This is a genomic window from Flagellimonas algicida, assembly GCF_049629585.1.
Classification (GTDB): Bacteria; Bacteroidota; Bacteroidia; order Flavobacteriales; family Flavobacteriaceae; genus Flagellimonas.
In genome coordinates, this window is record NZ_JBMYIX010000002.1 from 1061660 (window position 1) to 1087284 (window position 25625).

General features: G+C 45.2%; 27 protein-coding genes. 12 read left to right on the forward strand and 15 right to left on the reverse strand.

Annotated features, from left to right (window positions below):
• From ACPD8L_RS13590 to ACPD8L_RS13600, 3 genes are read left to right on the forward strand one after another with little or no spacing between them, the layout of a single operon-like run.
• Positions 1-657 carry a hypothetical protein gene (locus ACPD8L_RS13590; protein ID WP_116216168.1) on the forward strand — a complete coding sequence of 219 codons (657 nt, stop codon included), beginning with the start codon at positions 1-3 and terminating at the stop codon, positions 655-657.
• Positions 658-669: 12 nt separating this feature from the next.
• Complete coding sequence (locus ACPD8L_RS13595) at positions 670-1629, forward strand: GSCFA domain-containing protein (RefSeq protein WP_423943811.1); 960 nt, start codon at positions 670-672, stop codon at positions 1627-1629.
• Positions 1630-2256: a DUF4230 domain-containing protein gene (locus tag ACPD8L_RS13600; protein ID WP_293304563.1), complete on the forward strand. Its 627-nt coding sequence runs from the start codon at positions 1630-1632 to the stop codon at positions 2254-2256.
• Here ACPD8L_RS13600 and ACPD8L_RS13605 read toward each other — a convergent pair.
• The 3 genes from ACPD8L_RS13605 to ACPD8L_RS13615 all read right to left on the reverse strand — a co-directional run bounded on the left by ACPD8L_RS13605 (position 2224) and on the right by ACPD8L_RS13615 (position 4880).
• Positions 2224-3981, reverse strand: a complete 1758-nt coding sequence (locus ACPD8L_RS13605) for an aromatic amino acid hydroxylase (protein ID WP_423943812.1) — start codon at positions 3979-3981, stop codon at positions 2224-2226. The genes ACPD8L_RS13600 and ACPD8L_RS13605 overlap by 33 nt on opposite strands.
• Before the next feature lie 101 nt (positions 3982-4082).
• Positions 4083-4655, reverse strand: coding sequence for a DUF4136 domain-containing protein (locus ACPD8L_RS13610; RefSeq protein WP_116216164.1), 573 nt, complete (start codon positions 4653-4655; stop codon positions 4083-4085).
• 63 nt (positions 4656-4718) lie between these two features.
• Positions 4719-4880, reverse strand: coding sequence for a C1orf53 family protein (locus tag ACPD8L_RS13615; protein ID WP_165357291.1), 162 nt, complete (start codon positions 4878-4880; stop codon positions 4719-4721).
• Between the two features lie 173 nt (positions 4881-5053).
• Here ACPD8L_RS13615 and ACPD8L_RS13620 point away from each other — a divergent pair, with 173 nt between their 5' ends.
• From ACPD8L_RS13620 to hemL, 4 genes are all read left to right on the forward strand, one after another.
• Positions 5054-5383, forward strand: coding sequence for a hypothetical protein (locus ACPD8L_RS13620; RefSeq protein ID WP_116216163.1), 330 nt, complete (start codon positions 5054-5056; stop codon positions 5381-5383).
• Between the two features lie 9 nt (positions 5384-5392).
• Positions 5393-6298 carry a 1-aminocyclopropane-1-carboxylate deaminase/D-cysteine desulfhydrase gene (locus ACPD8L_RS13625; protein ID WP_423943814.1) on the forward strand — a complete coding sequence of 302 codons (906 nt, stop codon included), beginning with the start codon at positions 5393-5395 and terminating at the stop codon, positions 6296-6298.
• Positions 6295-7149: a glucosaminidase domain-containing protein gene (locus ACPD8L_RS13630; RefSeq protein ID WP_423943816.1), complete on the forward strand. Its 855-nt coding sequence runs from the start codon at positions 6295-6297 to the stop codon at positions 7147-7149. The genes ACPD8L_RS13625 and ACPD8L_RS13630 overlap by 4 nt, the downstream gene beginning before the upstream one ends.
• A gap of 273 nt (positions 7150-7422) precedes the next feature.
• On the forward strand, positions 7423-8700 hold the full coding sequence (hemL, locus tag ACPD8L_RS13635; protein ID WP_423943871.1) for a glutamate-1-semialdehyde 2,1-aminomutase: 1278 nt from the start codon (positions 7423-7425) through the stop codon (positions 8698-8700).
• Positions 8701-8703: 3 nt separating this feature from the next.
• Here the strand turns inward: hemL and ACPD8L_RS13640 are convergent, their stop codons facing one another.
• The 6 genes from ACPD8L_RS13640 to ACPD8L_RS13665 all read right to left on the reverse strand — a co-directional run bounded on the left by ACPD8L_RS13640 (position 8704) and on the right by ACPD8L_RS13665 (position 15723).
• Entirely contained in the window at positions 8704-9603 is a 900-nt protein-coding gene (locus ACPD8L_RS13640; protein WP_423943818.1) for a leucine-rich repeat domain-containing protein, read from the reverse strand.
• A 91-nt stretch (positions 9604-9694) separates the two neighbouring features.
• Positions 9695-9889 carry a helix-turn-helix transcriptional regulator gene (locus tag ACPD8L_RS13645; RefSeq protein WP_423943820.1) on the reverse strand — a complete coding sequence of 65 codons (195 nt, stop codon included), beginning with the start codon at positions 9887-9889 and terminating at the stop codon, positions 9695-9697.
• A gap of 597 nt (positions 9890-10486) precedes the next feature.
• Positions 10487-10897 (reverse strand): hypothetical protein, encoded by a 411-nt coding sequence (locus ACPD8L_RS13650; protein ID WP_136567390.1) that lies wholly within the window; start codon positions 10895-10897, stop codon positions 10487-10489.
• Between the two features lie 151 nt (positions 10898-11048).
• Positions 11049-11789 (reverse strand): hypothetical protein, encoded by a 741-nt coding sequence (locus ACPD8L_RS13655; RefSeq protein ID WP_423943822.1) that lies wholly within the window; start codon positions 11787-11789, stop codon positions 11049-11051.
• A gap of 350 nt (positions 11790-12139) precedes the next feature.
• A complete protein-coding gene (locus ACPD8L_RS13660; protein WP_423943823.1) occupies positions 12140-13558 on the reverse strand; it encodes an HmuY family protein in 1419 nt (472 codons plus the stop codon).
• Positions 13559-13581: 23 nt separating this feature from the next.
• On the reverse strand, positions 13582-15723 hold the full coding sequence (locus ACPD8L_RS13665; protein WP_423943825.1) for a TonB-dependent receptor plug domain-containing protein: 2142 nt from the start codon (positions 15721-15723) through the stop codon (positions 13582-13584).
• Positions 15724-15824: 101 nt separating this feature from the next.
• Between ACPD8L_RS13665 and ACPD8L_RS13670 the strand changes: the two genes are divergently transcribed.
• The 5 genes from ACPD8L_RS13670 (at position 15825) to ACPD8L_RS13690 (ending at position 19640) form a co-directional block, all read left to right on the forward strand.
• Complete coding sequence (locus ACPD8L_RS13670; RefSeq protein WP_423943827.1) at positions 15825-16748, forward strand: DUF6607 family protein; 924 nt, start codon at positions 15825-15827, stop codon at positions 16746-16748.
• Positions 16732-17286, forward strand: coding sequence for an FMN-binding protein (locus ACPD8L_RS13675; protein ID WP_423943828.1), 555 nt, complete (start codon positions 16732-16734; stop codon positions 17284-17286). Before ACPD8L_RS13670 ends, ACPD8L_RS13675 begins: the two co-directional genes overlap by 17 nt.
• A 99-nt stretch (positions 17287-17385) precedes the next feature.
• Positions 17386-18243 (forward strand): helix-turn-helix domain-containing protein, encoded by an 858-nt coding sequence (locus tag ACPD8L_RS13680; protein WP_423943830.1) that lies wholly within the window; start codon positions 17386-17388, stop codon positions 18241-18243.
• A gap of 130 nt (positions 18244-18373) precedes the next feature.
• Positions 18374-18778 carry a DUF5367 family protein gene (locus ACPD8L_RS13685; protein WP_423943832.1) on the forward strand — a complete coding sequence of 135 codons (405 nt, stop codon included), beginning with the start codon at positions 18374-18376 and terminating at the stop codon, positions 18776-18778.
• A 31-nt stretch (positions 18779-18809) separates the two neighbouring features.
• Positions 18810-19640 carry an NAD(P)H-binding protein gene (locus tag ACPD8L_RS13690; RefSeq protein WP_423943834.1) on the forward strand — a complete coding sequence of 277 codons (831 nt, stop codon included), beginning with the start codon at positions 18810-18812 and terminating at the stop codon, positions 19638-19640.
• Positions 19641-19688: 48 nt separating this feature from the next.
• Here the strand turns inward: ACPD8L_RS13690 and ACPD8L_RS13695 are convergent, their stop codons facing one another.
• From ACPD8L_RS13695 to ACPD8L_RS13720, 6 genes are all read right to left on the reverse strand, one after another.
• A complete protein-coding gene (locus ACPD8L_RS13695; RefSeq protein WP_116216145.1) occupies positions 19689-20411 on the reverse strand; it encodes a DUF3307 domain-containing protein in 723 nt (240 codons plus the stop codon).
• The gene (locus tag ACPD8L_RS13700; RefSeq protein ID WP_116216144.1) at positions 20408-21007 is read right to left on the reverse strand and encodes a transcriptional regulator; all 600 of its coding nucleotides are present in this window, start codon (positions 21005-21007) and stop codon (positions 20408-20410) included. The genes ACPD8L_RS13695 and ACPD8L_RS13700 overlap by 4 nt, the downstream gene beginning before the upstream one ends.
• 127 nt (positions 21008-21134) lie before the next feature.
• The gene (locus ACPD8L_RS13705; RefSeq protein WP_116216143.1) at positions 21135-21950 is read right to left on the reverse strand and encodes an SH3 domain-containing protein; all 816 of its coding nucleotides are present in this window, start codon (positions 21948-21950) and stop codon (positions 21135-21137) included.
• A 172-nt stretch (positions 21951-22122) separates the two neighbouring features.
• On the reverse strand, positions 22123-22569 hold the full coding sequence (locus tag ACPD8L_RS13710; protein ID WP_423943837.1) for a hypothetical protein: 447 nt from the start codon (positions 22567-22569) through the stop codon (positions 22123-22125).
• Positions 22570-22674: 105 nt separating this feature from the next.
• Complete coding sequence (locus ACPD8L_RS13715) at positions 22675-22863, reverse strand: hypothetical protein (RefSeq protein ID WP_116216141.1); 189 nt, start codon at positions 22861-22863, stop codon at positions 22675-22677.
• Positions 22864-23039: 176 nt separating this feature from the next.
• Positions 23040-25538, reverse strand: coding sequence for a zinc-dependent metalloprotease (locus tag ACPD8L_RS13720; protein ID WP_423943838.1), 2499 nt, complete (start codon positions 25536-25538; stop codon positions 23040-23042).
• Between the last annotated feature and the right edge of the window lie 87 nt (positions 25539-25625).

Genomic DNA, 25625 nt, shown 5'->3' on the forward strand with positions numbered 1-25625 from the left:
ATGGGCTTCTTCAACATAAAAAGTATTAATTGGAAATACATCTTCGGAGAGATTTTTCTATTGTTCGTGGGTATCAATTTGGCCATTTGGTTCAACAATTGGAACACGTCCAAGAGCATGGAAAAGGACAAGGTGGTGGCCTTGGAAAAGATTGAAGGGGAGATCAAGGCCAATTTGGACCAATTGGTGAAAGACCATGTGGTGAACCAAAAAATACCTTCTTTCTTTTCTGATTTTGATGCCCTTGAAGGTGAAGATGGAAACTTTATAGCTTCGCCGGAAACCATGGGGAGGCTTCAAAAAAAATATGCTGGGTATATTCGGGAAGTGGACTCTACCGAATTGGGTGATGGCCAGTATGCCTATCGAATCGATTCCTACATCAATCTGGAAATCACCGATTTGAGCAGTATTGCGTGGGAAATCTCAAAATCCACAGGGATATTCCATGAGTTTGGCTATGATTGCCTATATGACCTGCAATCTTTGTACAATACCCAAGATTTGGTGAAAAACGAGCTGAACAAGGCCACGGAAGCCTTGCGAAATACATCCATGAAGGATTTGGTGCGTACTCTGGGTATTTTAAATCAACTGGAAGAACAGTTGGAAAAGCAATACCGGGACATGCTCCAAAATATCAAGGACTGCAGATAAAACCCTTTTTCCATGAAGTTACAGACCATTGTTCCACTTCAAAAAGCAGAATACCCCATCGATTACTCGAGCAAAATATTGCTTTTAGGGTCTTGTTTTGTAGAAAATATGGGGAGTAGGCTGGAATACTTCAAATTCCAACAACTGCAAAACCCATTCGGAATTCTATTTCACCCGCTTGCACTTGAGAATTTAATGGAACGTGCTCTGGGAGATAAAACCTATCAAGAAGATGAGGTGTTTGAACAAAATGGGATTTGGCATTGCTTTGACGCCCATTCCGATTTGAATGCCCATTCAAGAGAAGCTTTGCTCAATCATCTCAATCAAAGGTTGCAGGAAACCGAAACAGGGCTGAAAAATACCACCCATATGATCATCACTTTAGGAACAGCTTGGGTGTACAAGAATATTGCTTCACGAAAAGTAGTCGCCAATTGCCATAAAGTGCCCCAAAAGGAGTTCGTGAAAAGATTGCTTACTCCGGAAGAAATACAGTCAAGTTTGGCCCGTTTGGTGGATTTGGTCCAACAAGTGAATCCAAAGGCGAACCACATTTTTACCGTTTCACCTGTTAGGCATCTGAAAGACGGTTTTGTGGAAAATCAGCAAAGCAAATCACATCTAATTACCGCACTACATTCCGTTTTGTCATCTCGAGCGCAGTCCAGAGATGTATCCTACTTTCCGGCCTATGAAATCATGATGGACGAGCTGCGCGACTACCGTTTTTATGGAAAGGATTTGGTACATCCCAATGAATTGGCGGTGGAGTATATTTGGGAAAAGTTCAAGGATACATGGATTTCGCCCGATTGTTATTCGGTCATGGACGAGGTCGATAGTGTTCAAAAAGGATTGCAACACCGTCCCTTTAATCCCGATTCCGAGGCCCATCAAACGTTCAGGAAATCGCTTCGCACAAAAATTACGTATCTTCAAGAAAGGTATCCTTTCATGAAATTCGAATAAATGAAGAAAATACTTATGGGAGTTGTCATTGCACTGGCCTCCGTATTGATCTATAAATCCTGTGTCGATGAACGGGAACGGAAAACGGTATTGCAGGAGAATTCCATGCTCATCCAACAGGAACTGAAAAATGTCTCCAAACTCATTGTGACCGAAGGCCACTTTGTGGAAGTCTACAACTATAAGGATTCCAGGGAATTGTTCGGTTCCTTGGTCACAGCAGATAAAAAAGCTTTGGTAGTGGTAAATGCAGAGGTGACCATTGGCTATGACCTGTCCAAGATTGCCTATGAAATGGATGAGGCCAACAAGACCATTCGCATTACGGAAATTCCCCAGCCAGAGGTGAAGATCAATCCGGATTTTGAGTACTACGATGTCACGGCGGATTACTTCAATCCGTTCAATGCGCAAGATTATAACGCCATCAAGCGAAATGTGAATGTGTCCCTATCCAAAAAGGTGGAAGCTTCCTCCTTGCGGAAAAATGCTGAGAACCGACTGTTGAGCGAACTTTCCCGAATCTATGTGCTCACCAACTCACTGGGATGGACCTTGGTCTATGGCGATGAAAGCGTTGACTCTCCCGAAAAACTAATCGACCTTCAAAAAACTATGGTCGATTAAGCGAATGCCATCATCAATCAAATGCCCCACTTTGGGATTGTTCCGTTTGATATCCTCCAAATGGGATAGGATTTCTTCCTGAAATCCAACATTGTTCCCTTTTTTGGCCAATTCGTACAGCTCAACGGGTAACAACCAATCATGGGGGTGATTTTCCTTAAGTTCTTGGAATACCTTGTTGCGGGAAATGGTCGTGTTCTTTCCTTCCCTGAACTCCCGGATTTGTTGGTAATAGAGTTCCAGTTGTTGGCGTTCAGGACTTTTTTTGGGTTTGATGGTGGTTTCGGTGATCTCATGGGTGATGAGGTCAAAACTGCCCAAATCGGCCGGACCGTTAAAAGCGGAGACCACGTGCTGCCCCACGGCCATATGGTAAAGCCCCCATTCCGGAGCGAACAGCACTTTGCCGTTATGGGTCACCGTACAGTTCTCAAAGGTTACCAAGAGAATCTTTCCTCTTAGATTTCTAGTTCCGGTGATGATGGTCCCTTCAACTTTTACCCCGCCTTCAAACTCCAAAGAGACTTCTTCGCCTTCGTAGATTTTGTAGGCTTTAAGATCGCGGGGTCCCATATCCTCAATGGCAATGTTGATGCCTCTCAGTTTGCCCACAGGCATGCCAAAACCATCGGGATGCTGTGCTGTGCTGTGCCCCACCAATTCCTTTTCACGATAGGCTAGGGCCGTTGCCCCTTTGGTTTGGATGTATATGGGTTTGCCATCCTGTTCGAGGACATCATGGAACTGTCCCGAAACTTGTAGCCCGGTACTCAGTTCAATGGTGCCCAATGCATGGGATTCAATCAATTTTTGAACCCCCGATAGTCCGCCCTTCCGCAAGGCCATGGTGTTGGCGAAATCCTCCAAAACCTGACTCAAAAAGGCAAAGTCGGGCGTAACGAACAATTGGGGTTGGGGTTTGGTGATATCGAACTCGGTATGCGCTGCCTCAATGGAATAGGGTATTTTTTTTACTTGGTCCGTCATGCACCATGCACTTTCGCCAATGGAGGAAAGTAGTCCCGCTCCATAAATTTTAGGCATGTCCACCGTACCAATGAGACCGTATTCCACCGTCCACCAGTGCAGATTCCGAATCAAAGCCATTTCACTGGGTTTGCCCATGTTTTTTTGAAGGTGTTCTATGTGTTTTTCCGCTTCCTCGATTTCCTTTTCCGGGGTGCCATGGGCTTCCTTGATGATGCTCAGGTGCCGCACGGCATTGTACAGTTCGTAATCCTTGGCACTGGAAATGGCCTTACAGCCTATTTCCCCAAAACGACGCAGGTATTCAGCATATTCTGGATTGGCAATGATGGGTGCATGTCCTGCGCCCTCATGGATGATGTCCGGTGCAGGGGTGTACTCAATATTTTCCAATTGCCGTATGTCCGAAGCAATGACCAGCACATTGTACGCTTGGAATTCCATAAAGGCCGATGGGGGAATAAACCCATCCACGGCCACGGCGGCCCAACCGATTTCCTTGAGGATTCGGTTCATCCCATACATATTGGGGATATGGTCTATGGAAATCCCGGTTTTTTTCAATCCATCCACATAAGAACTATGGGCCACGCGACTTAAATAGTCTACATTTTTGCGCATTACATATCGCCATACCGCTTGGTCAATAGCGGTATAGTCCCCATAATTTTGCGGTTTTATGAACTGCTTGAGGTGTTTGGGCAATTTGTCCAGTATAGGATTGGATTCGTAACTCATAGGTGCAATTTTGTGCAGCCTAAAGATACGAAATCGTTATCGCAAACCAGAAAATTTGGAGGAAGGGCAATAAAAAACCGCCCTTTGGGCGGCTTATATTTTTAGTTGACGGCAACTGCCGTGGCGGGAGGATATTCCTGTAGGATCTGCGAAACAAATTCCTTGATGCGCGCTTCCTTTTTTTCAATATCCTTGGTATTGTTCAAGGTGCCTACACCGCGACCTTGCCATACCAATTCCTTTTTGTTGGCATCAATGACATCAATGTACAGGGAGCCTTCAGTGCGGGTGCTCACATTATTGTTGTTCCAGCCCCATCCCCAACCGGGACCCCAGACCCATGGGTTGTAGAATGCACCATAACCCCAACCGAAGTTGTTGTTGTAGACGTCCACACGTTCCCGTTCCTTGGTAAAAATGCTGATCAAAACGTCAGGATTGTCGGATTTTACAAAACCACGGGAACCCAATTCGGCCTCAATGGCCCGTAAAATACGCTTCTTGTCCAAGTCTGAAATCTGAGCCTTGTCAATCCCAGTTTTGTAAAAAGCATAGCTTCTGTACGTATTGAAGTCCGCTTGCTTGTCGTAGTCGGAAACCACCCTAACGGAACTGCAGGAGGCCAACAGAACCACCGAAAGTGCAGTCAAAATGTATAGTTTAAAATTTTTCATAGTACTTTTTTTGAAGTGTTGAGATTATGATAAAAACCACAAAGATTATGCCGAAAACCGGTTTCAGCGCCTTGTGTTCGTTTTCGTACTATAGCCATACGGACAGTGACGGCAGCCACTTTCACAACAATACCCCCTTTTTAGGTGGTATTGGGCTGTAAAAACCTTATATCCCTCCTCTGAAAAGTAAAAATCACCCTCTTCCAAGGGAATACGCTCTTTCATACACTACGGCACCGATTCGTTACTTAAAAGTAAGGCTTTCATGGCAGAACCGCTAGGATTTTAAGATTTCCGAAACAGGTTATTCACCGAAAATGTTAATGGTATTGTCGATAAGGTCCATTTTTCTTTTCCGTAAGCTGTTATATTTGTGAGGAACCCTTGAACGTTTTCAAGTGATATTGATCTTTAAACATTTCTTCTATAAAAACTATGTCGGGCTATCGCTCTGGCCTTTCATCATCCTGAAGGAAGGTGCCCTGCGAACCGATGATGTGCTCATCAACCACGAGCGCATCCATCTCCGACAGCAGCGGGAACTGTTACTTGTACCTTTTTACTTCCTCTATTTTTCAGAATGGATTTTGCGTACCGTCCTATATTTGGATAGCTACCGTGCCTACCAGAACATCAGTTTTGAGCGTGAGGCTTATGCCAATGAAAGGGATATGGAGTATCTTTCCAAGCGGAAACGGTTTGGTTTTATGCAGTACCTGACGCGATAAGCATTCACTTTGAACATTCCCAATCAGCATATTGATGTGCCCTTGCTTCGAGAAAAGGGCGTGACGCTCCATATCAAAAGGGAAGATACCATCCATCCGCAGATTTCCGGAAACAAATACCGAAAGCTGAAGTACAATCTGCTCGAAGCCCAAAAATTGAGACACGAGACCCTGCTCACCTTTGGTGGCGCCTTTTCCAACCATATTGCTGCAGTGGCCTGTGCCGGACAAGAACAGGGATTTAATACTGTTGGCGTGATCAGGGGCGAGGAGTTGCAAGGTAAGTGGCAGGACAATCCCACTCTGATTTTGGCCCATGACCATGGCATGCGGTTCCATTTTGTGTCCCGTGGCGATTATCGACAAAAGAGCGAAGCGGGTTTTCTCCGGATTTTGAAAGAGGCATTTGGCAATTTCTACCTACTGCCCGAAGGCGGTACCAATGCCCTTGCCGTAAAAGGTTGCGAGGAAATTGTAACGGAGGCCGATTCCAACTTCGACTATATCTGTAGTAGTGTGGGAACGGGAGGGACCTTGGCCGGACTCATCAATTCAGCAAAACCCCACCAGACCGTTTTGGGCTTTCCCGCTTTGAAGGGTGATTTTTTGAAACAGGATATTCATACATTTGTACGGAGCGATCAATGGAAATTGATGACCGATTTTCATTTTGGGGGATATGCCAAAGTGAGTGAAGAATTGATTCATTTCATCAATACCTTTAAAGAAGAAACCGGGGTTCCGTTGGATCCCATCTACACAGGTAAACTGCTTTTTGGTATTTTTGAACTGGCAAAACAGGATTTTTTCCCAAAGGAAACCCATATTTTGGCCATCCATACGGGTGGTCTGCAAGGGATAGCGGGAATGAACACTGTGCTGAAAAAGAAAAATTTACCCTTATTGGATATATGATCAGGCGAATTGGATATGTACTTGTTGTGGCACTGCTGTTGACTTCTTGTGGTGCCAAAAAACGGACCTTGACCCACAAAAAGGGCGCTCCCATTGTCAGGAATACCGAAAACAAGGATGAAAGGCCTGTCGCTGTGGATGAAAACGCGGAAGGTTCCGATCTGTATCCCATGCCTGCGGATCCAGGAAGGTTTGAGCACTTTCCCATCACAAATACCGAGGAATATATTGAAACCTTTGCCGAAATTGCCCAGTACGAAATGCGTGCCTTTGGCATTCCGGCCAGTATCACCTTGGCCCAAGGTATTTTGGAGAGTGGCTCGGGAAGAGGGGAGTTGACCAAAAAGACCAACAACCACTTTGGGATCAAATGCCATACCGGATGGCAGGGCGAATACGATTTTCATGACGATGACGCCAAAGGGGAGTGTTTTAGAAAATACAACCACCCCATGTTTTCGTTCCGGGACCATAGCATTTTCCTTTCGTCCCGTTCCCGATATGCCTTTTTGTTCAATTACCGGAAGGACGACTATAAAAAATGGGCTCACGGTTTGCGTCAGGCGGGTTATGCCACCGATCGTAAATATCCGCAAAAGCTTATCGCTTTGATTGAGCGATACAATCTGCACCAATATGACGAGGATGTGGTTCGAGGAGGTCTGGAAGTGGTCCGGGAACCCAAAAGCTTTGAAGTGCTCACCCATGTGGTGGAAAAAGGGGAAACGCTATATGCCATTTCCAGAAAATATGCCATCTCCGTGGATGAGATCCAAAGGCTCAACAATTTGAAGGGCACCCATTTATCCATCGGGCAGGTATTGAACATCCGAAAAGAAAAATCAAAATAATTTTTTCCTTTGTTATGTCGAGCTGTCATCCCGAGCGTAGTCGAGGGATGCTTATTGATTGTCGTTCTCGACTGCGCTCGAACTGACATTTTCAATTTCCATGAAAGTATGAGGTTACTTACCTTTGCGGGGAGCTGTTCGAATAGCACGTTTCTGTCATCCCGAGCGCAGTCGAGGGGTGCTTATTGATGTTGTTCTCGACTGCGCTCGAACTGACAATTATAGATTAAAAAGATTCCCGCATCCACGGGAATGACATGGATATTTAAATTTATGATCTACCAACGAAGCAGTGCCTTGTTTGCCGAGGCGAAAAAATATATCCCCGGAGGGGTCAATTCACCCGTTCGGGCGTTTAAAGCCGTGGGCGGCGACCCTATTTTTGTAAAGGAAGCCAAAGGCGCCTACCTCTATGATGTGGACGGCAACCAGCTTATCGATTACATTGCCTCCTGGGGCCCGCTGATTTTGGGCCACGCCTTTGAACCCGTGATCAATGCCGTGGTGGAAAAGGCCAAAAAGGGCACTTCCTTCGGGATGCCCACCGAAATTGAGACCGAACTGGCCCAACTGGCCGTTTCCATGGTGCCCAACATTGACAAAATTCGCTTTGTGAACAGTGGCACCGAAGCCTGTATGAGTGCCGTTCGCCTCGCACGCGGGTACACGGGCAAGGACAAGATCATCAAGTTTGCGGGTTGCTACCATGGCCATTCCGACTCGTTTTTGATCCAGGCGGGGAGTGGTGCCGTTACGTTCGGGAGCCCCAACAGTCCCGGGGTCACCCAAGGTACGGCCAAGGACACCCTTTTGGCCACTTATAACGATTTGGACAGTGTAAAGGCGTTGACGGAGGCCAATAAAGGCGAGATAGCCGCCATTATTCTGGAACCCGTGGCCGGGAACATGGGTTGTATCATCCCCACCGATGAATTTATTCATGGACTCCGAAAACTCTGCACCGAGGAAGGCATTTTATTGCTGTTCGATGAGGTGATGACCGGTTTCCGTTTGGGAAAAGGCGGTGCGCAGGAAGCCTTGGGCGTGGATGCCGATATGGTGATGTTCGGAAAGGTGATCGGGGGCGGACTGCCCGTTGGGGCCTTTGCCGCACGTGCCGAGATCATGGCACATTTGGCCCCCGAAGGGCCAGTGTACCAAGCAGGGACCCTCAGTGGGAACCCCTTGGCCATGAGTGCCGGACTGGCCATGCTCACCGAACTCAACAATCGCCCTGAAGTGTTTACCAGCTTGGCGGAAAAAACCGAACACCTGCACAAGGGCATTGCCGAGGTGCTTACCGAAAAAGGGGTGGTACACCAAATCAACCGCTATGGAAGCATGATCTCCGTACACTTTACGGACCAACCTGTGGTGGATTTTGTCTCCTCGGCCAAAGGGAACAACGATACCTTTAAGAAATACTTCCACGGCATGTTGGAGAACGGGGTATACTTACCGCCCTCTGCCTTTGAAAGCTACTTTTTGAACGATGCCCTCAGCTACGACGATCTGGACAGGACCATTGAGGCGGTCCGAAAAGTGTTTTAGTCCCTATTCACAAACAGTGTTCAGTTCTTGGTAATCCGATTTTGATACGGTGGGAATCTCCTGCCCGGACCCAATTTTGATACAGCTCAAGGTCGGATTCCTATCGGCACGTAGATCGATAAGTTCGTGGTTGCTGCTCACATCGAGACTGGTCAGCGTATTGCTCGAAATATAAAGATGCGTCAGGCTGCTGTTGTGCGAAAGGTCAATGGTTTGGATCGCATTGTCCGAAAGTAAAATAGTCTCCACCAAAGTGTTGTGGCTCAGGTCCACCGAGGTGAGTGCATTGCTGATCAAGAAGATGTTCTTGAGGTTCACCGCCCCGCTGATATCGATGGATGTTAACAGGTTCTGGCCCATGTGCAACAACTCCAAATCGGGATTGTCCAACTGCAGATCTTCCACGTTGTTAAAGGACAGGTACAACTTTTTCAATTGAGCGGCCTCGGACAGACCTTCAATGGAAGTCAGTTCGTTGGACTCCGCGTTCACCAATAAAAGGTTGGGGTTGTTGGCCAGATCAATATGGGTAAGGTAATTGGCCTGCAGGTACAGGGTGTCCAACTGGGTGTTGGCACTTAAATCGATTTCCTCCAATTTTTGCCCGCTGGCGGCCAGGAATTTCAAGTTTACAAAACCCTCAATACCGGTAAGGTCGGCAATATCGCCAAACTGGCCCGAAGGGCTGAGGTCCAAATAGGTTAGCTTTTCCGCATCGGTGCGCAGCATTTGTTGGTCCACGGTACCGTCCGTGTCTATGCCCTGTTCCACCAGAACGGTCTCAAAATGAGGGTCTGGAATGTGCAGGTAGGCATCTTCGTTGGGATTGGATTGCTCATCGCTTTTGGAGCATGCGGCAAGGAAAAATAAAGGGAGTGCTACGATAGCGTAGGCTTTTTTCATGTTTAGGTTTTTTGATGATTGCCTACAAGACGGGATTATGCCCCATGCGTTACAGCATAGGTAGGCTTTAGCATTTTATTAACTTTTAGGATTACTCTTTGGAAGGCACCAACAGTTCACATACATCCACGTCCAAGACCTTGGCCATCTCATATAAAATGGGAATGCTGGGCTGTGTTTTGTTGTTGCAGTAATTGGTGACCACCACATAGCTTTTGCCAATTTGCTCGGCCAGCCAGGTTTGGGTCCTGCCCTGTTGTTTTAATACGGCTTTGATTCTATTCATACGCAGATGCGATACCACAGCATATTACTTTGTAATATGAAATTGTACCATATCACAAGCTGAATTTTTATCATATAGCAAAATACAATACAAAAAAATGTTGTGAAATAATATATTATAATATATATTTATATTGAAAAACAATATAAAATGAACAACAGAGAACTTTTGGTGCAGCTCATACAGCAAGATTTAAAGCATAGCCAACTTACCGAAACCCTCCGCCATATGGGTTTGGACGATGGCGGATTGTATGCTTTGNACAACAGAGAACTTTTGGTGCAGCTCATACAGCAAGATTTAAAGCATAGCCAACTTACCGAAACCCTCCGCCATATGGGTTTGGACGATGGCGGATTGTATGCTTTGGACCTGATCACTATCGTAGCCCAACTTATGAAAGTACCGCCCCACCAAATGGATGATTTTGCACAAGTGTATGGCACCTTTTTGGACGAAGCGCCACAGTACCCCACCACCTATTTAGGGGAAGCCTTGTTGCCCGTGGCGGAAGAGTGTTATAAAAAGTTGTTGGGGTGTTTGGAGGGGTAGGAGAGAATGGTGCCATTACTTACGGCCATTGTTGTGGTGTTTTTTTTATTCTTTTTCCCAATTCTTTATTTGTTCATAGTTGATTTCATATTCAACCGTTTTTCCTGATGCCAAATACTCTTTTTCAAAAATTATCAATTCGTTTTGAAATTTTAGTGGTTTTATAAATCCTTTTTCGGCTTTTGAGATTTTTGCAAACTTCCTTGTTTTCAAATCAACAATCGTCAAAGCCGTAATAGGTCCTTTTTGGTAGTCAGTTGTCAGCCATTCTTGTAACGCCAAATATTTTGATTCAGGATGCCATTTAAATTCAAATCCAAAAACTCTGTCCTTAATCAACTCCCCGTCCAACTTCAGTTTATAGTAAGTCGGTCCAAATCTGATTTCTCCTTCAAATATGAAGTCAAATCCGTGAATTTTTCCTGGTGATTTATATGCTCCTATTTTCTCGTCCATTTTCTTAATGCACCACAACTGTCTCGACTATGAGTAGTTGCGTGGTTTAACACTTAACTTTGCAAGTACACACCAAACTGAAAATCCGCGAGGATTTTCATAAGTAGGCGAGAACGGCGCCATTACTTATAGCCATTGTTGTGCATAGTTATTAATCTTTCACTGATTTTCTAATTCCTTTGTCAATTCTACCAATCATCGATTTTATATTTGACAATGCGTCATCAAAATATTCTTTATTTAATTCAATTTTTTCGTTTAACTTTCCCCTAGCTTTTTCTCCGGTTTTTTCAAGATATATTGAGTTAATTTTCCCACTATTATGTACTAATAAATCTCTAGTAGCCTTATATTCAAACCAATTAAGCCATTGTGCTTCCTCAAGTTCAACACTCAGGACCTTTTCAATGTATTCTCTTTGTTTTTTTGGTCCAGCGTAAAAAAGGTCTCCAAGTTGTTTGTCAATTATTAGGTCAATGATATTATCCTGTGTTTTACAATTTAATACTTCTGATATATCAACTTTTTTATTACTCGCACCACCAGAAACATTCATTCTTAATTTTCTTTGGTCATATTTTAGACATAAGCTTATAATATCGGATAGAAATGCTTCAAATTGGGCTACAATGTATATAAATGTTGATTGATACAAATCCGTATTAACAGCCAAACCTATTATCTTCTTTAAATCTTCGGGTTTTCTTTTTACAGTTTTTCCTTTAACTCGAGAAGGAACTTCAAATTTTTTAATGTTAAGGAAATCATCTGATTCAGCTATAGTCTCCATAGCGATAATTGAAACTGAAACCCATAAAAAAGTATCATTTATAAGTTTTTGCTTTTGACTTCTGTATTGCCCAGCTATTTTCAGAAATTCTGTTTTATTCATTCAGTTTTAATTATGCACAACTTGTTTATATCAGCATAAAATGCATTCCTATGCATCCCAAATGGGTAGGTAACTGCTTATGACCAGTCATCTTTATTTTAAATAAAGCATGTTCCGTTAAGACTTGAGGGAGGGGAGTTGCCGTACAAAATACCACTTTTCCCAAACTGGCGATTGCACCAAAACCTTAAAAAAACTAGGGTTTTTCCATAAGGCCAAAACAAAAGCCGAGACAGTTTACCTGCCCCGGCCTTCACACAAACTAACTCAAAACTAAACCGTTACATTCGAAAACGATAACAAAAGGGGGCAACGGTCCAGCCCAGAGCATCCAAATAAAAATCGTTCGGCTACAAGAGTTCAAACTCAAAGGCCGGGTAGCCCCGTACGCCGCTTTCGTTGGTCAACGCCGTGAACCTGATCTTGTACAGATTGCCGTCGGTATCCTTGAGCACAAAGAACACATCGTTCTTCAAAGAGGGCAAGGTGCCGGGTCCTCCACCGTTTCTCCATTGGCTGCCAATACCACGTTGGTCGTCCTCAAAAGAGGCTTCGTCCACATCGGCCAAGGCAAAATCGGCATAGGCTATTGTGGCGGTTTCCACTTGGTAGGCCAAGGCGCCGCTTAAGCTATTGGTGGTGATAAAATCGGCATAGCCGTAAGAACCAAACCCTTCAATCTCGTTGGTGAACACGGTAAAGTTGATGTCCCAACGGTCCGCTTGCGGCTGTACGTCCACCACCTCTTCGGTATCAAAACTAAAGAAGGTGAAGTGGTGTCCCGCAGCTTTTGAAAGGGTCACTTCCTCATGGTCGGTGGCGTCCAAATCGGCATATTGCAGTACGTAATCCTCCCCACTGCGCAGGATGCGTATTTTCTTCCATCCCCTGGCATCGCCTTTGACGGCTTCGCTACCGACCTCTGGTTCTGTGGTGCCCACGGCAAAGCCGAGGTTTACCAAGTATACGGGGTTATCGGCATCGGTTTCCGAAATGGCGGCAATGGCGGTTCCGTCCAAGCTGCCGGTAACATCATCCACATAGATGGTGTTGGCGGCATCAAAAGTACCCACGGCCACTTGGGGCTGAAGGGTTTCCACATCGGCTTCGGTAACGGCATCGATATCGGTGCTCTCCAAAGCGGCCACGGCCATATAAATGGAACCGTTGATGGCTACCCTAAAGTCACTTCCGCTATAAAATCCAAGGTCCCAGCTATCGCGCTTGGCACTGGTCTGGGTCAGGGAGCTCAGGTCCACATACACCTGGTTGTCCTCATTGGGACCACCCACTTCGGGGGATACACTGCCGGATGGGGCCGCTGTTTCGGTAAAGCTCACGGCCAATTGGGTGTTCCCTTGGATCTTGGCATCGGCCACACTTACGGCGGATATGGTAAAGTTCACGGCCTTGGTGGTGCCTTCAATGGCATCCTGCAACTTGTTGAAGGTAAATGCGGTCCCTGTGGCGCCGCCCGTGAAATCAACGGTCAGTTGGCCCGAAGCCGCGGCGGGTTCGGTGGTGAAATCGGTATCGTATTCCGTATTCTCCGTGGTGAACGAAATGGTGATGGACCCATCCTCGGGGGCCGTGGTGGAAAATACAAGGTTGATCTGCTTTTGGCTGTCCACCGCATCAAAGCTCAGGGAAGGGTTTTGAAAGGCGACCACAAATTCCGCAGGGATGGACCCTCCACCGTCATCGCTGCTACAACTGGCACCGAAGAGCGTCATGGCCAATGCGGCTACATATAGAAAATGATTTTTCATAAAATTTGGTTTTAGGATTAAGATTAAATTTTAAGGTTGTATAAAAGTTTTATAAATAAGGACCTGCCATATCCCAAGAGTAATCCCGTGTTGGGAGAGGAGTGTACTCCACTTCCGGAAACCGATGAGGTATTGACCCGGGTAATGTCCAGTAGATTTCGTGCGCCAAGGGTCAGTTGGAGCTTATCTTCCATAAAGGTTTTTTTGATGGAGGCGTCCATCCAACCATAGCCTTCCCGTTTGGAGCGGATAAATGTGGGGTCGTCCTGTTCGGGGTCCAATACAAACTGGTACTCGGGCCCATTGTATTTGAAGAACAGGGAGAAAGTGGTGTTGATCTTGGGGATTTGATAGCCCACGTTGGAACTCACCTGCAAGGCATAGAGGTAATCGTCATTGAAGGAGTCCTCGCTGTTCAATACCTTGCTTTCGCCGGAGAGGGACAGGCCCAGGTCAAATTGAAAATCGCCATGGACCAGTTTGTTGGTAAAGGAAGTACCCCAGTTGCGGTATTCATCTATATTGTTGTACTGGAAGGCCAAGGGAGTCTCATTGACCACGGTCAGCTCTATACGGTCGTCCACGGTAAGGTACCAGGCCGAGATCTTGGAGCTCAAGCGCCATTTCAGGTCTTTTTGGAAAAAATTCTTTTTGAGGTGCAGGAAGGTGGACAGACTGCGCTCTGGTTCCAGGTTGATATTGCCCTGCACATCGTGGTTGACATCCACAAAATAAGTGAAGAGTTCATCAAAATTGGGGTTACGGGGCGCTTTTCCTACCACGGCCCGAAGCTGATATCCGTTGTCAAAAGCATATTTGGCACTCAACGAGTGGGCCATTTGGGTCTTGAACTGGGACGAGAACATGGTCCGCGTACCCGGTCGGAACGAAAAGCGTTCCCCCAAGGCAAACTCGGCCGTGGCAAAGGCATCATAGGACTCCAACCTGCGTGCAATGTTGTTGCCACTGAAAGCGATGGCGGCCGAAGAGGAATACCCGTTGATGTTGCTCAGTTCATACCCCAGTTGAAGATTTGCCTTTTCAGAGGCAAAGAAATTGTTGAACGTGCCCCGGGAGTAGAACCCTTTCCTGGATTCGTATTCTTGCGATTCCACATCGAACTTTTCCCGGCTATTGATGCGATAGGTAAATTGTTCCACATCCCGTTTTTGTTGTTGGTAGGAGGCGGAGATATCGTAGTTGACTTTTTGGAAGAGCTGCCCGGCAACATTAAGGTGGTTAAAGAACCGTCTGGACGTGAAAATATCGTCGGATGCGGTAGGGTTGCTCGTTTGGGTAGAGGGGTTGAAGTTCTCCCGTACCACGGAATCATAGCGATCCACTTGCTCGTTGAAGTACTCCATCCGATAGAAGGAACGGAAATGGTCCCCTGTATAACTTACCAGTCCTTTGCCCGAGTATTGGAGTTTGGGGAGCCATTCGTAGCCCCTTCGGCCATCATTCAAGGCATGGAACTCACCCTCTCGGTTGTTCTGGTGCCCAGTAAAATCATTATGGGTCACATTGCCGTTCACATACCATTGGTCCGAGAACCGATGTCCCACTTTTAAGGATTGAATGTGCCTGCCCTGATCAAAAAAACCATATTCATTGCCAATGGTCTCTTCCTGTACATACGGAGTGATTTCCCATTGGTAATCGGAATCTTTTCGGGTAATGATGTTGATGATGCCCGAAACGGCGTTGGAGCCATATTGGACCCCCATGGACCCTTCCACGATTTCAACCTGTTCTATGTCATCCAGATTGATTTGGGTGAGGTCCGTGTTGTTGCCCAGTCCCTCGTCATTGATCAGGGGGATATTGTCCACCAGAATTTTAAAGTACTGTCCGTCCAACCCAAACAGTTCCACACTGCTCTTGCCAGAGGAGGGGTTGGGCTGGATGCTGATGTTGAGGGATTGGTTGAGTACATCGGCCAAGGTGTTGCCTGCCAAGCGGTCCAAGGTTTCCCGAGGGATCACTTTGACCTCAAAAACAGATTTGTCCACACTTTGTTTGTTGATCTGTCCGGTGACCACGACTTCATTCAGGTTTTGCATGGCCATTGAGTCTTTTTCAACGGAAGCGGGTTCTTGGGCAAGAATCACCACACTGAAGAAAAATGAAAAATAAATGAACAACTTATTTTTATTTAGACTCATTCTATTTAGATTTGTGGCAAATATATATTTTATTTTTATTGAATCTAAATAAGTTTAATATTTTTGTTTCACAATCTTTAACCGTCTAACTGAAAACTATTATGAAAAAATCATTGATGCTTTCCATGGCCCTTATGGGTGTTTTTACCGTTTTGAAAGCCCAAGAGAAGAAAGAATTGGACCGACAGGCCATCATGGATATGTGCGGGTGCTACGAGATCACTTTTAAGTATACCGAGACCTTCGCCCCTGAAATCGATTATGAGAAAAAATTGGATTACACGGCCAAGGCGTTGGAATTGGCCCTTCCCATTATTGATGAGGAGAACAAAATCTCGATCCAGCATTTGTTGGTGATCCATGACACCACCATCATCAAACACTGGAGACAGGATTGGTTGTACGAAAACCAAGAGGTCTTCCACTATGACAAGGACAACAACTGGACTTTTTCAAAATTGCCTGCGGATGCCGTGAAAGGGCAGTGGACCCAGAAAGTGTACCAGGTGGATGACAGCCCCCGATATTCCGGTTCGGCCACATGGGTGCACTATGATGGAAAACATTATTGGGAAAACACTTCGGATTCGCCCCTGCCGCGAAGAGAATATAGCAAAAGGAGTGATTACAATGTTATGAAGCGTGGTAATCGACAAGAGATCACTTCGTACGGATGGGTACATGAGCAAGACAATGACAAGATCATTCGTAAGGAGGGCGCCGAGGATGTGTTGTTGGCCCAGGAAAAGGGAATGAACATCTACACCAAGATTGCCGATGAAAAATGCAAGATAGCACAAGAATGGTGGGCCAAGCATAAAGACTTTTGGGCCAATGCCAGGGCGTCTTGGGATAAGGTGTATAAGCGGGAAGGAGACCTGACCTTGCTGAAAAGTGTGGATAAAAAACCATTGTTCATACATTTTTATGAATTGGAAAAGGCCAATGCCAAAAAGAAGGAAATATCCAAGACCATAGAAAAATTCATCACGGAAAAAGCTAGTGTAAATGCTGAGGGTAAGTAAGTTTAAGGTGCTCAGTGGGGCCGTATGTATTGCGGCCCTTTTACTTTTTGGGTTTGGGACCCAACAGATTTCACCAAAGCTCCAAGCGAAGATTGACCAAGCGGTGCAAACGACTTACGAAGTCTCGGATTTTGGTCTGGAGCCTATTTTGGTCAATAGCGAACTGAATGGACAGACCCCTTCGGAATTGGGTGGGGAAAATCTGTTCAAAATTACTGTGGATGGCTCCATTTTGGGTTATGTGTATGTGGGCCAGGCACCCAGTATGAAGAACATTTTTGATTACGTGGTCCTGTTCAATCCCGATAGGAGCATAAAAAAATCCAAGATCCTTATCTATCGCGAAGACTATGGACGGCAGGTGGGCAGCCAACGGTGGTTGAAACAGTTTATTGGCAAAAAACCTGGGGAAAGTTTGGTGTATGGCGAGGACATCGATGCCATTTCCGGAGCTACCATTTCCGCAAAATCCATGACCTTGGCCGTGGGCCAAGTTCTGGAAAGCATGCAGATATTGGACGAGAACCAAATTTTTTAATGGAAGAAATCACATATCAATCAGTAAGAGGCCACCTTAAGGTGGCTTTTTTGTTGAAGGGAATCCACATTCTGGTTACATTTGAACAAAGGCAGTTGTATGACCAGGGACATTTTGGATATCAACGACTTTACCATCTTGGTGGAAGAGGCACGGGTGGGGCAAGCCACCAAGGATGTCTGTACCTTTGATGAGCCCGTCATAGCGGTGGCCTTTTATGGTTCCGGTAATGTGGATTTGTCCGTGAAGTATGGGGACAAACAAAAGAATTTTCAGAATACCAAAGGCTTGGCATTGTCCTTCTACGCAGATGAAAATGTGCAATTTGAGCATATCGTCCATGCAGACAAGCCGCTGGAGTGTATTGTAATCGCCACTTCGCCCAGAAACCTTGAAAAGCTGCCCAATCAGGAGGGGGAACTGTTCTCGAGTATGTTGAACGAACTGGTTGATCCCAGTGACCATTATGTAGAGGGCCCCGATTTTTTGATGACCCCTGCCATGCAGTCCATTGTGGATGGGGTTTTTCACAACACCTACGAAGGAAAGACCAAAATGATGTTCTTTCGAAGCCAGATGACGGCCCTGATGTCCCATTTTTTTGGGCAATTGGCCCAAATGGACCGGCCTTCCATCAAAAAAACCGAACAGGAAAAACTTTTTCAGGCCAAGGAAATCCTTTCTGCCCATTTGGAGAATCCTCCATCCCTCACCGAACTTTCCCGGGAAATAGGACTCAATAGTTTTAAGTTGAAGAAAAATTTCAAGGAACTCTTTGGCGTACCCGTGTTCAAATACCTTCAAAACCAGCGTATGGAAAGGGCACATGAGCTACTTCGCAACCAAGAAGCCTCGGTACAGGAAGCCGCATGGCAGGTGGGCTATGATAGTCTGAGCTCCTTTTCCAATGCATTTTCCAAAAAATATGGATTTCGGCCCAGCGAGATTCGTAAATAGTAGGCTATACCGCTAAAACACGCCTCTTTTTCATCATAATCCTTTTCAAACAAATCTTACTGCTTTTGGAACAAATGGGCCATAAGGTACTGCTCTAGTTTTGTCCCGTAATCAAAAAAGCCATAGCAAGATGAAATTTTTTAGAGCAGTATTGATCGGACTTATCATTTGGGTTTTAGGGGTAAGCATTTTTTTACTTTCCTATTTCTTTCCCATCATGAAGGATTTGGATTTTCAGGCCAATCTGGTTCTTTCATTGGTCGTTCTGCCCTTGGTTTGGGCTGGGGCCTGGATGTACTACCAAAAGAATGGTACTATCCATGGACTTAAGCTAGGCATGGTGTTGTTCGCGACCAGCGCCTTGATGGATGCCTTGGTCACCGTACCTTATTTAATGGTTCCGTTCGGAGGTTCGTATTACAGTTTTTTTACGGCACCCGGCTTCTGGCTGATAGGGACTGAATTTATTATCACCACAGTACTGTTCTGGTATTTCAGGGTGAAGTCCGAATCAGGAAGGACCATCAATACATAAACATTGAAATCAAATCATAAACAATAGAATCATGACAAGTAACATTTTAGTTTTAGGAGGAAAAGGAAAAACAGGACGTAAGGTTGTTGAGCGGCTTACAAAGCGGCAACAACATGTGCGAGTGGGTTCGCGCAGTGAGGCCATCCCTTTCGATTGGGAGAAGAGGGCCACTTGGGCAGATGCACTGGAGGGTATGGACAAGGTATATATTACCTTTCAGCCTGACCTTGCTGTACCAGGCGCTTTAAAAGCCATTGAGGAATTGGTGAAAGTGGCCCAGCAGAAAAACGTAAAAAAGTTGGTGCTTTTGTCCGGAAAGGGAGAGCGGGAAGCAGAGCTTTGTGAGCAGGTGGTGGTCCATTCCGGGATAGACTATACCATAGTCCGGGCCAGTTGGTTCAACCAGAATTTTAGCGAGAGCTTCTTTTTAGATCCCATTTTGGCCGGGCATGTAGCCTTGCCCATGGCCCAGGCAAAAATACCTTTTGTGGATACGGATGATATTGCCGATGTGGTGGTTGAGGTATTGATGAACGACGGGTATGATGGCAAGACCTATGAATTGACCGGGGCCCGTTTCTTGACTTTTGAAGAGGTGGTGAACGATATTGCCACGGCAACCGGTCGGGAGATTGCCTTTACCCCAATATCGCTTCCAGCCTATACCAAGATGATGGAGGAAGTTGGCGTACCCTCAGACTATGTCTGGTTGATCAATTATTTGTTCTCAGAAGTGTTGGGAAACAAGGAAAATGAGGTAATTGCCCATGATATCGAAAACATATTGGGAAGACAGCCCAAGGATTTTTCGGAATACGTACAGGAAACCGCTGCTACCGGAATTTGGAACCCACCCGCTTAGGTTTGTGGATGGAAAGATAAAGACAGGCCCATAGGGCCTGTTTTCTGATCAGAGCAATTCTTTTAAATGACTATAAGCCAATCCAGATAGTATGGCCAACCCAAAACTCAATAGTGTACCAATGAGGACATATTCGGTAAGTTTTCTATTTTTTCCTTTGTTGAGGTCGCCAAACCGGAACACGGACTTGGCCGCAATCAACAAGCCTATGGCCGCCCATTGTTGCAATAAAATGAATCCGAACACAAAAAGACGTTCCAGCATGCCAATGTATTTTCCGGCATTTTTTAGGGAACCCCCTTCTTCAGATTCATCATCGCGGGCGATTTCATCAATGTAGGGCGCCAAGAGCATCCGCATAAGAATACCGCACACAAAAGTGACAAACACCAAGAAAGTGGCGAGTAGGAGATGTTGCTCTGTAATGATGGACTGGACATCAACCTCAAAAGGGCTTATCCAATGTGCCACGATTCCAAGAACCACCAGATGTAGGATTTGGTCCGCTGCAAAGAGCCATCGGAAGTTTTTTTCGTTGGTCAAGGCCAATTTTCCCATATCGATGAGGTAATGGGTGACGATGATGATGGCAACGGCCCCCAAATGCTGAAACTGTAGGATAACCAACAAAGTGATCAAATGCACCCCAATATGCCAATAGAGGTATTTGGATTTCCATTTGTGCTGGAGCTTGCCATCCACCCAATGGGCAGGTTGCAGAACAAAATCCCCGATAAAATGGGCGAGTATGAGTTTTAGGGCGAGTATCATAGTTGTGCGAGTTGGGTTCTATAAAAATGGATCATTTTTTGCACTTCGTCAAATCCGGCCTTGTTCAGTTCCTCGCTAATGTTCCCTTGAGACTTGTTCAATATGGAGGCCAGTTCTTTTTGGTTCATTTTGGGGTTTTCAATCGCCTTTTGCACTGTTTTGGATATGGCCGGGGTCCAGTTGTCCATGGTCAGAAGGGCCAATTCCAGCAATAGGTTGATGTGGTCATCAAATTGGGCATTCGCTGTTTTGATGGCCAGATTCTGTTTTTTGAGATTTTCAAAACACTTTCCCGAATATACAAAGGCCGGCCCATTGGATTCCGTAATTTTTTGTGCCTCATAGGTTTTTTCACCCAAGCCAATGGCTATCCTTACATCCATTTGGCGAATCTGTTTTATGCAGGCCTTGATATACACTGCGGCTTCCAAAGCCTGCTCTGGAATGGTCTGTAGTTGAAAACTGTCCCCACGATAGATTTCCCATTGCAAAGGTTCATGGCCATATTGGTCCAAGGCCTGCTTTAAAAGAGGCAACCACTTTGCCGTCTTATGGTCTGTGGAGTTTTTGATATCTCCCGTAAGAATACCTACCATTTTGATCTTTGTTTGTGTAAAAATATCTGTTTATTGGCAGATAAACAAAAATATCTGTAAAATAGCAGATAATTGCAAATATCTGTTTATGGGCAGATAACGGGAGATATCTGTACAATGACCCTAATCAAGGATTGGGAACCTTCTCGTTGTAATTGGGGATTAGTTTACCATCCACCCAACTTAGCTCACGGGTCTCCACGGCAGTCTGTATCCAATTGGAGGAAGCATCCAAGTTTTTCCCTTGCTCTTTCTTATAGAAAATTTTATCAGGGATGCCACCTTGATCATCCGGAAAGATGAGATTTTCGGCATAATAGGAACTCCCGGTGTCCGAAACTTGGGAAAGTCGGACCACTTCGGTGAGCATATGGTTGTGGGGAAACAAATAAATACCCCCATTTTCCCTATCCTCGGTATTGGACATATAATCAATAAAAAGGATTCCATCCAAATTAGGTACCCCTTTATCGCCCAAGACCGTGATCTTAAAATCCGTATGGACCAAGCGGGTCTTTTTTTCCCAATAGGTACCGTCCTGTACATGCCTGATGTTCAAAAAAATGGAGTTTCCCTGTTTGGAAAACGCAAAATAGTAATGGGTACCCTTCAAGGTTTTCCTTTGGATGGATAGCAGTCCACCAAGGATGTACCCGGTCATTTCATTGTACTTTACTTTGTAAAACGGGGAATCAAAACCGTTGTAGGGCCAAGAATTTGGGGTTATTTCAATGATTTTGACCCATTCCCCGATTTTCAGTTTTTGTAAAACGTCCGAGGAGGTGTCCGGAGCTGTTCTCAGTTGTGCCTCATTGCCAAAGACGTAGACTTGTTGGCCAGGTTGAAATTCACCGAAACCGGACTGCTCTGGGATGTGCTGGGAAAAAATGGAAGAAAATGTAAATACGGAAACGAGTAATGTGATATAAAAACGTGCCTTCATGATTATAAATTTTAAAGATTAGACTAAGGCAGTTCTTAGGGAGGTCTTAATATATACGGCCAGAAATAGGGGAATGGTTTACGGGCCATGCGAAAAGGGTCCCGAACAAGTTTATAAAAACAGAGAAGCCGCGTCCATGGCAGGCGCGGCTTCTAAAAATCAACAAAAAACACTATCCTCTTCTTCCTCTCTCCTGCATTCTCTTTTTGCCATGCATGGCTTTATGCTTTCTCATTTTTTTCCAGATCTGGTATTGCTCATCGTTCAATACCTCTTTCATTTTTTCCTGATGGGCGATTTGATGGTCCAATCTGGCGTTTTCCATTTCAAATCGTTCCTCGGAAGTGGGTTTTGTCCTTTCGCCACTTTCTTTTTTGGCTTTCATTTCATCCCACTTGGCTTTTCTGAACTGTGCCTCATCCAAATGTATTTTCATGACCTTTTGTTGTTGCGCATCGGTCAGATCAAGGGCCAACGTCATTTTTTTGGTCTGGAGTGTGGCCATCTGTTCTGCTGTCATGTCCATTTTGGGACCTTTGTGCATTTTAGGACCACCTTGCTTTTGCGCCATGGCACCAAGGCTTACCAATAGTGCCATCAATACTGCGAATCGTTTCATATGTTTAAATTTTAATGATTTGTCCTTGGACATGGGTTCTGTTCCATGGTTTAATCACTAAAACAACAATTGTGAAGCTTTTAACAGTAGTGGGTCAAAGGGAGATTACTTTTGATCTTCCTCAAAATCAAGTTGTGGGTTTTCAGGTTCCATTTCATCTTGGAACTCTGCCTCTACGAAGGTTTCGGAATCCATGTGCTCTTGGAACTCGTCCTGTTGCTCAATTTGGTAGTACATCAAGGAGGCAACTACAAAGCACGAAAAATAGATAAGGCTTTTTGTTTTGTAGGTCATGATTTTGAGATTTGGGACTACTAAAGTAGGTAATCCAAATATCAAACTCCACGATATGTTGCGAAACGCCTCGTTTTAGATGTGAACGGGATAAAATGTATGGTATAACCGATAAAATGCACGGTTTACCCTTCAAGAACCCATTTCCAAAGTAAATTCTTACAAAAGGGTTATGACTATTTTGGTTCCAAAATCATATCAATACGCTCCAAGGCATCTTGAAGGTGGTACCGGCTCATCGTATCTGAAATTCCACCCAATCCACTTCGGATATCGCTTTTCAAATTGTTGAGCTCGGCTCTGGCCACGGAACGAATATCGGATTGGCTGGTATTGACCACTGTCGATTTTTGGTACCCTCCAAAATCAGGAAGCTTACCCAAATTATCTGCGGTCATCAAGTATTCCAAACGATCTATATGGGCTTTTTGGAGGTTCCTTCTATAGGTATCAATGGCCTTTCCACTTCGGGTTTCGGACCAGATTCCCCTGCGAAGGTCACGCATCATTTCCAACAGACCGTAGGCATTCTTACCATTGATGGTCTCATTTTCTATGATCCGGGCCAACTTGCCCAAATGCAGAACCGTGTTCAAGTAGCGTACCTGCATGCCACGGATACGGTCTACCGAACCCGAATATTGGATTTTGTTGATGATGTTCTGGTCTAACAACCATTCAGGGGTTTCAAAGAGCTGCTCTTGGAGAAAGTCCATGCAGTTTTTTTGATGTTCGCGATCTACATGGGTATACACGGCACCGTCTTGATCGGCAGTTTTGTGGTATTCGTATACCCCTCCGATATTATTGGATACATGCCCCATATATCTTTGGAACTGCGCAATGATCTGCCCGTACATGGTTTTCAGGTCTTCGTAATCCTTGCCATCCTCCGTGGTCCATTCCATAAGATTGGGCACAATACGCTTAAGATTGGCAATACCATATAAACTGGCTTTTATGGCATCGTCCCCTAAATCCTCTGTTTGTGAGCTTGGGTCATGGATATCCCCAACTTGTTGATGTCCAAATCGGTACATGGGGTCGTTCTCATGTGCTCTGATCCAATTGTTCAGGATGGGTTTTTCTTCTTCGGCCGACTTGTCCAAAATGGGTTTGTATCCCCATCGAATGGCATACTTGTCATACACACCAATATTGGGCATAAGGGCAACCCCTTCATCACCGGGCTGGGCCACATAGTTGAATCGGGCATAGTCCATGATGGCGGGTGCCGTACCGTATTTTTTGGTAAAGCTTGCGGAACGTAGTGAATCCACTGGATAAGCCACACTACTTCCCATATTGTGGGGAAGCCCAAGGGTGTGTCCTACTTCATGGGCAGAAACGAAACGTATCAACCTACCCATAATATCTTCTTTGAACTGTACGCTTCGTGCATTGGGATTGATGGCTGCCGTTTGGACGAAGAACCAATTGCGCAACAAGCTCATGACGTTGTGGTACCAGTTGATGTCGGATTCCAAAATCTCCCCACTCCTGGGGTCGCTTACGTGCGGACCATTGGCATTGGGGATAGGGGAGGCCAGATAACGGACCACGGAATAGCGAACGTCCTCGGGGGACCATTCCGGGTCTTCTTCCTTGGTGGGAGGGTCTTTGGCAATAATGGCATTTTTAAACCCTGCTTCCTCAAAGGCTACCTGCCAATCTTCAATACCCTTTTTAATATAAGGGACCCATTCTTTTGGGGTGGCACGGTCCACATAATATACAATAGGTTTTTTGGGCTCTACCAATTCGCCCGCTTTGTATTTTTCAATATCCTCATCTTTTACTTCCAAACGCCAACGATCCAAATAGCGAACGGTTTTGCTCTCTTGGGCATCCAAACCATAATCCACTTGGCCTCTGGCAAACCATCCCACACGCTCATCAAAATACCTGCGTTTCATGGGTTCTTTGGGCAATAGGATCATGGAATTGTTGATCTCTATGGATATGGAACCGGTACTTTGATTGCTGGGTGGCTCTCCAGCCATATAGGTTTTTACGTGCCGTGCCTCAATGTTCAAAGGGTAACTTTTAATGGACTCGATAAAACTACGATCACCATCCACACGGCTAACCTTGTACTGCTTGCGATACCCATCGGGCATGCCCAAGGCATTTACATCTTTGGTGAACAGTGGATCCACCTCGATTACCGTTGCCGGGTTCAAGGAGTCTTTTTTGTTGAATGCCTTTATATTGAACGCAAAGAGTACGGGTTCAAAATTGGAGTTGACCACCGCTTCGTGTACAGGTAATGAGTCCGCGGCAACATTTCCGTAGGAAACCACACGGAGCAATACTTTTTTGGGCTTTTTTTCCCAACGGAGCACTTGGGTGTTGATTTTTCCCCCACCAAAACCTATTCCAGTGGCAGTTTTGGAAATACGGCTCACCATTAGCATTTCCCTGTTGAAGAGTGAATCTGGAATTTCGTAGTAATATTTATCTTCAACCTCATGCACGCTAAAAAGACCAGCATCGGTTTTGGCCTCTTTGGTAATGACTTTGTCATACGGTTGAATGTCACCGGGTTTCGGCTTGTCTTCTTTTTTTTGTTCGGTGTCCTTTTTTTTCTTTTTGAAAAGTTGTGCTTCAGCAGATTGAAAAGCACCCAATAAAACAAATACAATGAATAGTTGAGGAAGTAGTTTTTTGATCATTTTCTCGTCGGTTTGAAAAAAGCAATGAGGTCAAAGAACTAAAAAATGGACAAAATGAACTGTTAAATAAATATTAATGATTGTTTT

Bases quoted from the DNA above. Each gene is read 5' to 3' on its own strand.
- ACPD8L_RS13685 (WP_423943832.1), top strand. From the start codon at position 18,374: ATGAAATTTTTTAGAGCAGTATTGATCGGACTTATCATTTGGGTTTTA.
- ACPD8L_RS13675 (WP_423943828.1), top strand. From the start codon at position 16,732: ATGCTGAGGGTAAGTAAGTTTAAGGTGCTCAGTGGGGCCGTATGTATT.
- ACPD8L_RS13610 (WP_116216164.1), bottom strand. From the start codon at position 4,655: ATGAAAAATTTTAAACTATACATTTTGACTGCACTTTCGGTGGTTCTG.
- ACPD8L_RS13670 (WP_423943827.1), top strand. From the start codon at position 15,825: ATGAAAAAATCATTGATGCTTTCCATGGCCCTTATGGGTGTTTTTACC.
- ACPD8L_RS13710 (WP_423943837.1), bottom strand. From the start codon at position 22,569: ATGAAACGATTCGCAGTATTGATGGCACTATTGGTAAGCCTTGGTGCC.
- ACPD8L_RS13640 (WP_423943818.1), bottom strand. From the start codon at position 9,603: ATGAAAAAAGCCTACGCTATCGTAGCACTCCCTTTATTTTTCCTTGCC.
- ACPD8L_RS13700 (WP_116216144.1), bottom strand. From the start codon at position 21,007: ATGGTAGGTATTCTTACGGGAGATATCAAAAACTCCACAGACCATAAG.
- ACPD8L_RS13630 (WP_423943816.1), top strand. From the start codon at position 6,295: ATGATCAGGCGAATTGGATATGTACTTGTTGTGGCACTGCTGTTGACT.
- ACPD8L_RS13600 (WP_293304563.1), top strand. From the start codon at position 1,630: ATGAAGAAAATACTTATGGGAGTTGTCATTGCACTGGCCTCCGTATTG.
- ACPD8L_RS13615 (WP_165357291.1), bottom strand. From the start codon at position 4,880: ATGAAAGAGCGTATTCCCTTGGAAGAGGGTGATTTTTACTTTTCAGAG.
- ACPD8L_RS13705 (WP_116216143.1), bottom strand. From the start codon at position 21,950: ATGAAGGCACGTTTTTATATCACATTACTCGTTTCCGTATTTACATTT.
- ACPD8L_RS13690 (WP_423943834.1), top strand. From the start codon at position 18,810: ATGACAAGTAACATTTTAGTTTTAGGAGGAAAAGGAAAAACAGGACGT.
- ACPD8L_RS13665 (WP_423943825.1), bottom strand. From the start codon at position 15,723: ATGAGTCTAAATAAAAATAAGTTGTTCATTTATTTTTCATTTTTCTTC.
- ACPD8L_RS13695 (WP_116216145.1), bottom strand. From the start codon at position 20,411: ATGATACTCGCCCTAAAACTCATACTCGCCCATTTTATCGGGGATTTT.
- ACPD8L_RS13650 (WP_136567390.1), bottom strand. From the start codon at position 10,897: ATGGACGAGAAAATAGGAGCATATAAATCACCAGGAAAAATTCACGGA.
- ACPD8L_RS13680 (WP_423943830.1), top strand. From the start codon at position 17,386: ATGACCAGGGACATTTTGGATATCAACGACTTTACCATCTTGGTGGAA.
- ACPD8L_RS13605 (WP_423943812.1), bottom strand. From the start codon at position 3,981: ATGAGTTACGAATCCAATCCTATACTGGACAAATTGCCCAAACACCTC.
- ACPD8L_RS13660 (WP_423943823.1), bottom strand. From the start codon at position 13,558: ATGAAAAATCATTTTCTATATGTAGCCGCATTGGCCATGACGCTCTTC.
- ACPD8L_RS13590 (WP_116216168.1), top strand. From the start codon at position 1: ATGGGCTTCTTCAACATAAAAAGTATTAATTGGAAATACATCTTCGGA.
- ACPD8L_RS13595 (WP_423943811.1), top strand. From the start codon at position 670: ATGAAGTTACAGACCATTGTTCCACTTCAAAAAGCAGAATACCCCATC.
- ACPD8L_RS13720 (WP_423943838.1), bottom strand. From the start codon at position 25,538: ATGATCAAAAAACTACTTCCTCAACTATTCATTGTATTTGTTTTATTG.
- hemL (WP_423943871.1), top strand. From the start codon at position 7,423: ATGATCTACCAACGAAGCAGTGCCTTGTTTGCCGAGGCGAAAAAATAT.
- ACPD8L_RS13645 (WP_423943820.1), bottom strand. From the start codon at position 9,889: ATGAATAGAATCAAAGCCGTATTAAAACAACAGGGCAGGACCCAAACC.
- ACPD8L_RS13655 (WP_423943822.1), bottom strand. From the start codon at position 11,789: ATGAATAAAACAGAATTTCTGAAAATAGCTGGGCAATACAGAAGTCAA.
- ACPD8L_RS13715 (WP_116216141.1), bottom strand. From the start codon at position 22,863: ATGACCTACAAAACAAAAAGCCTTATCTATTTTTCGTGCTTTGTAGTT.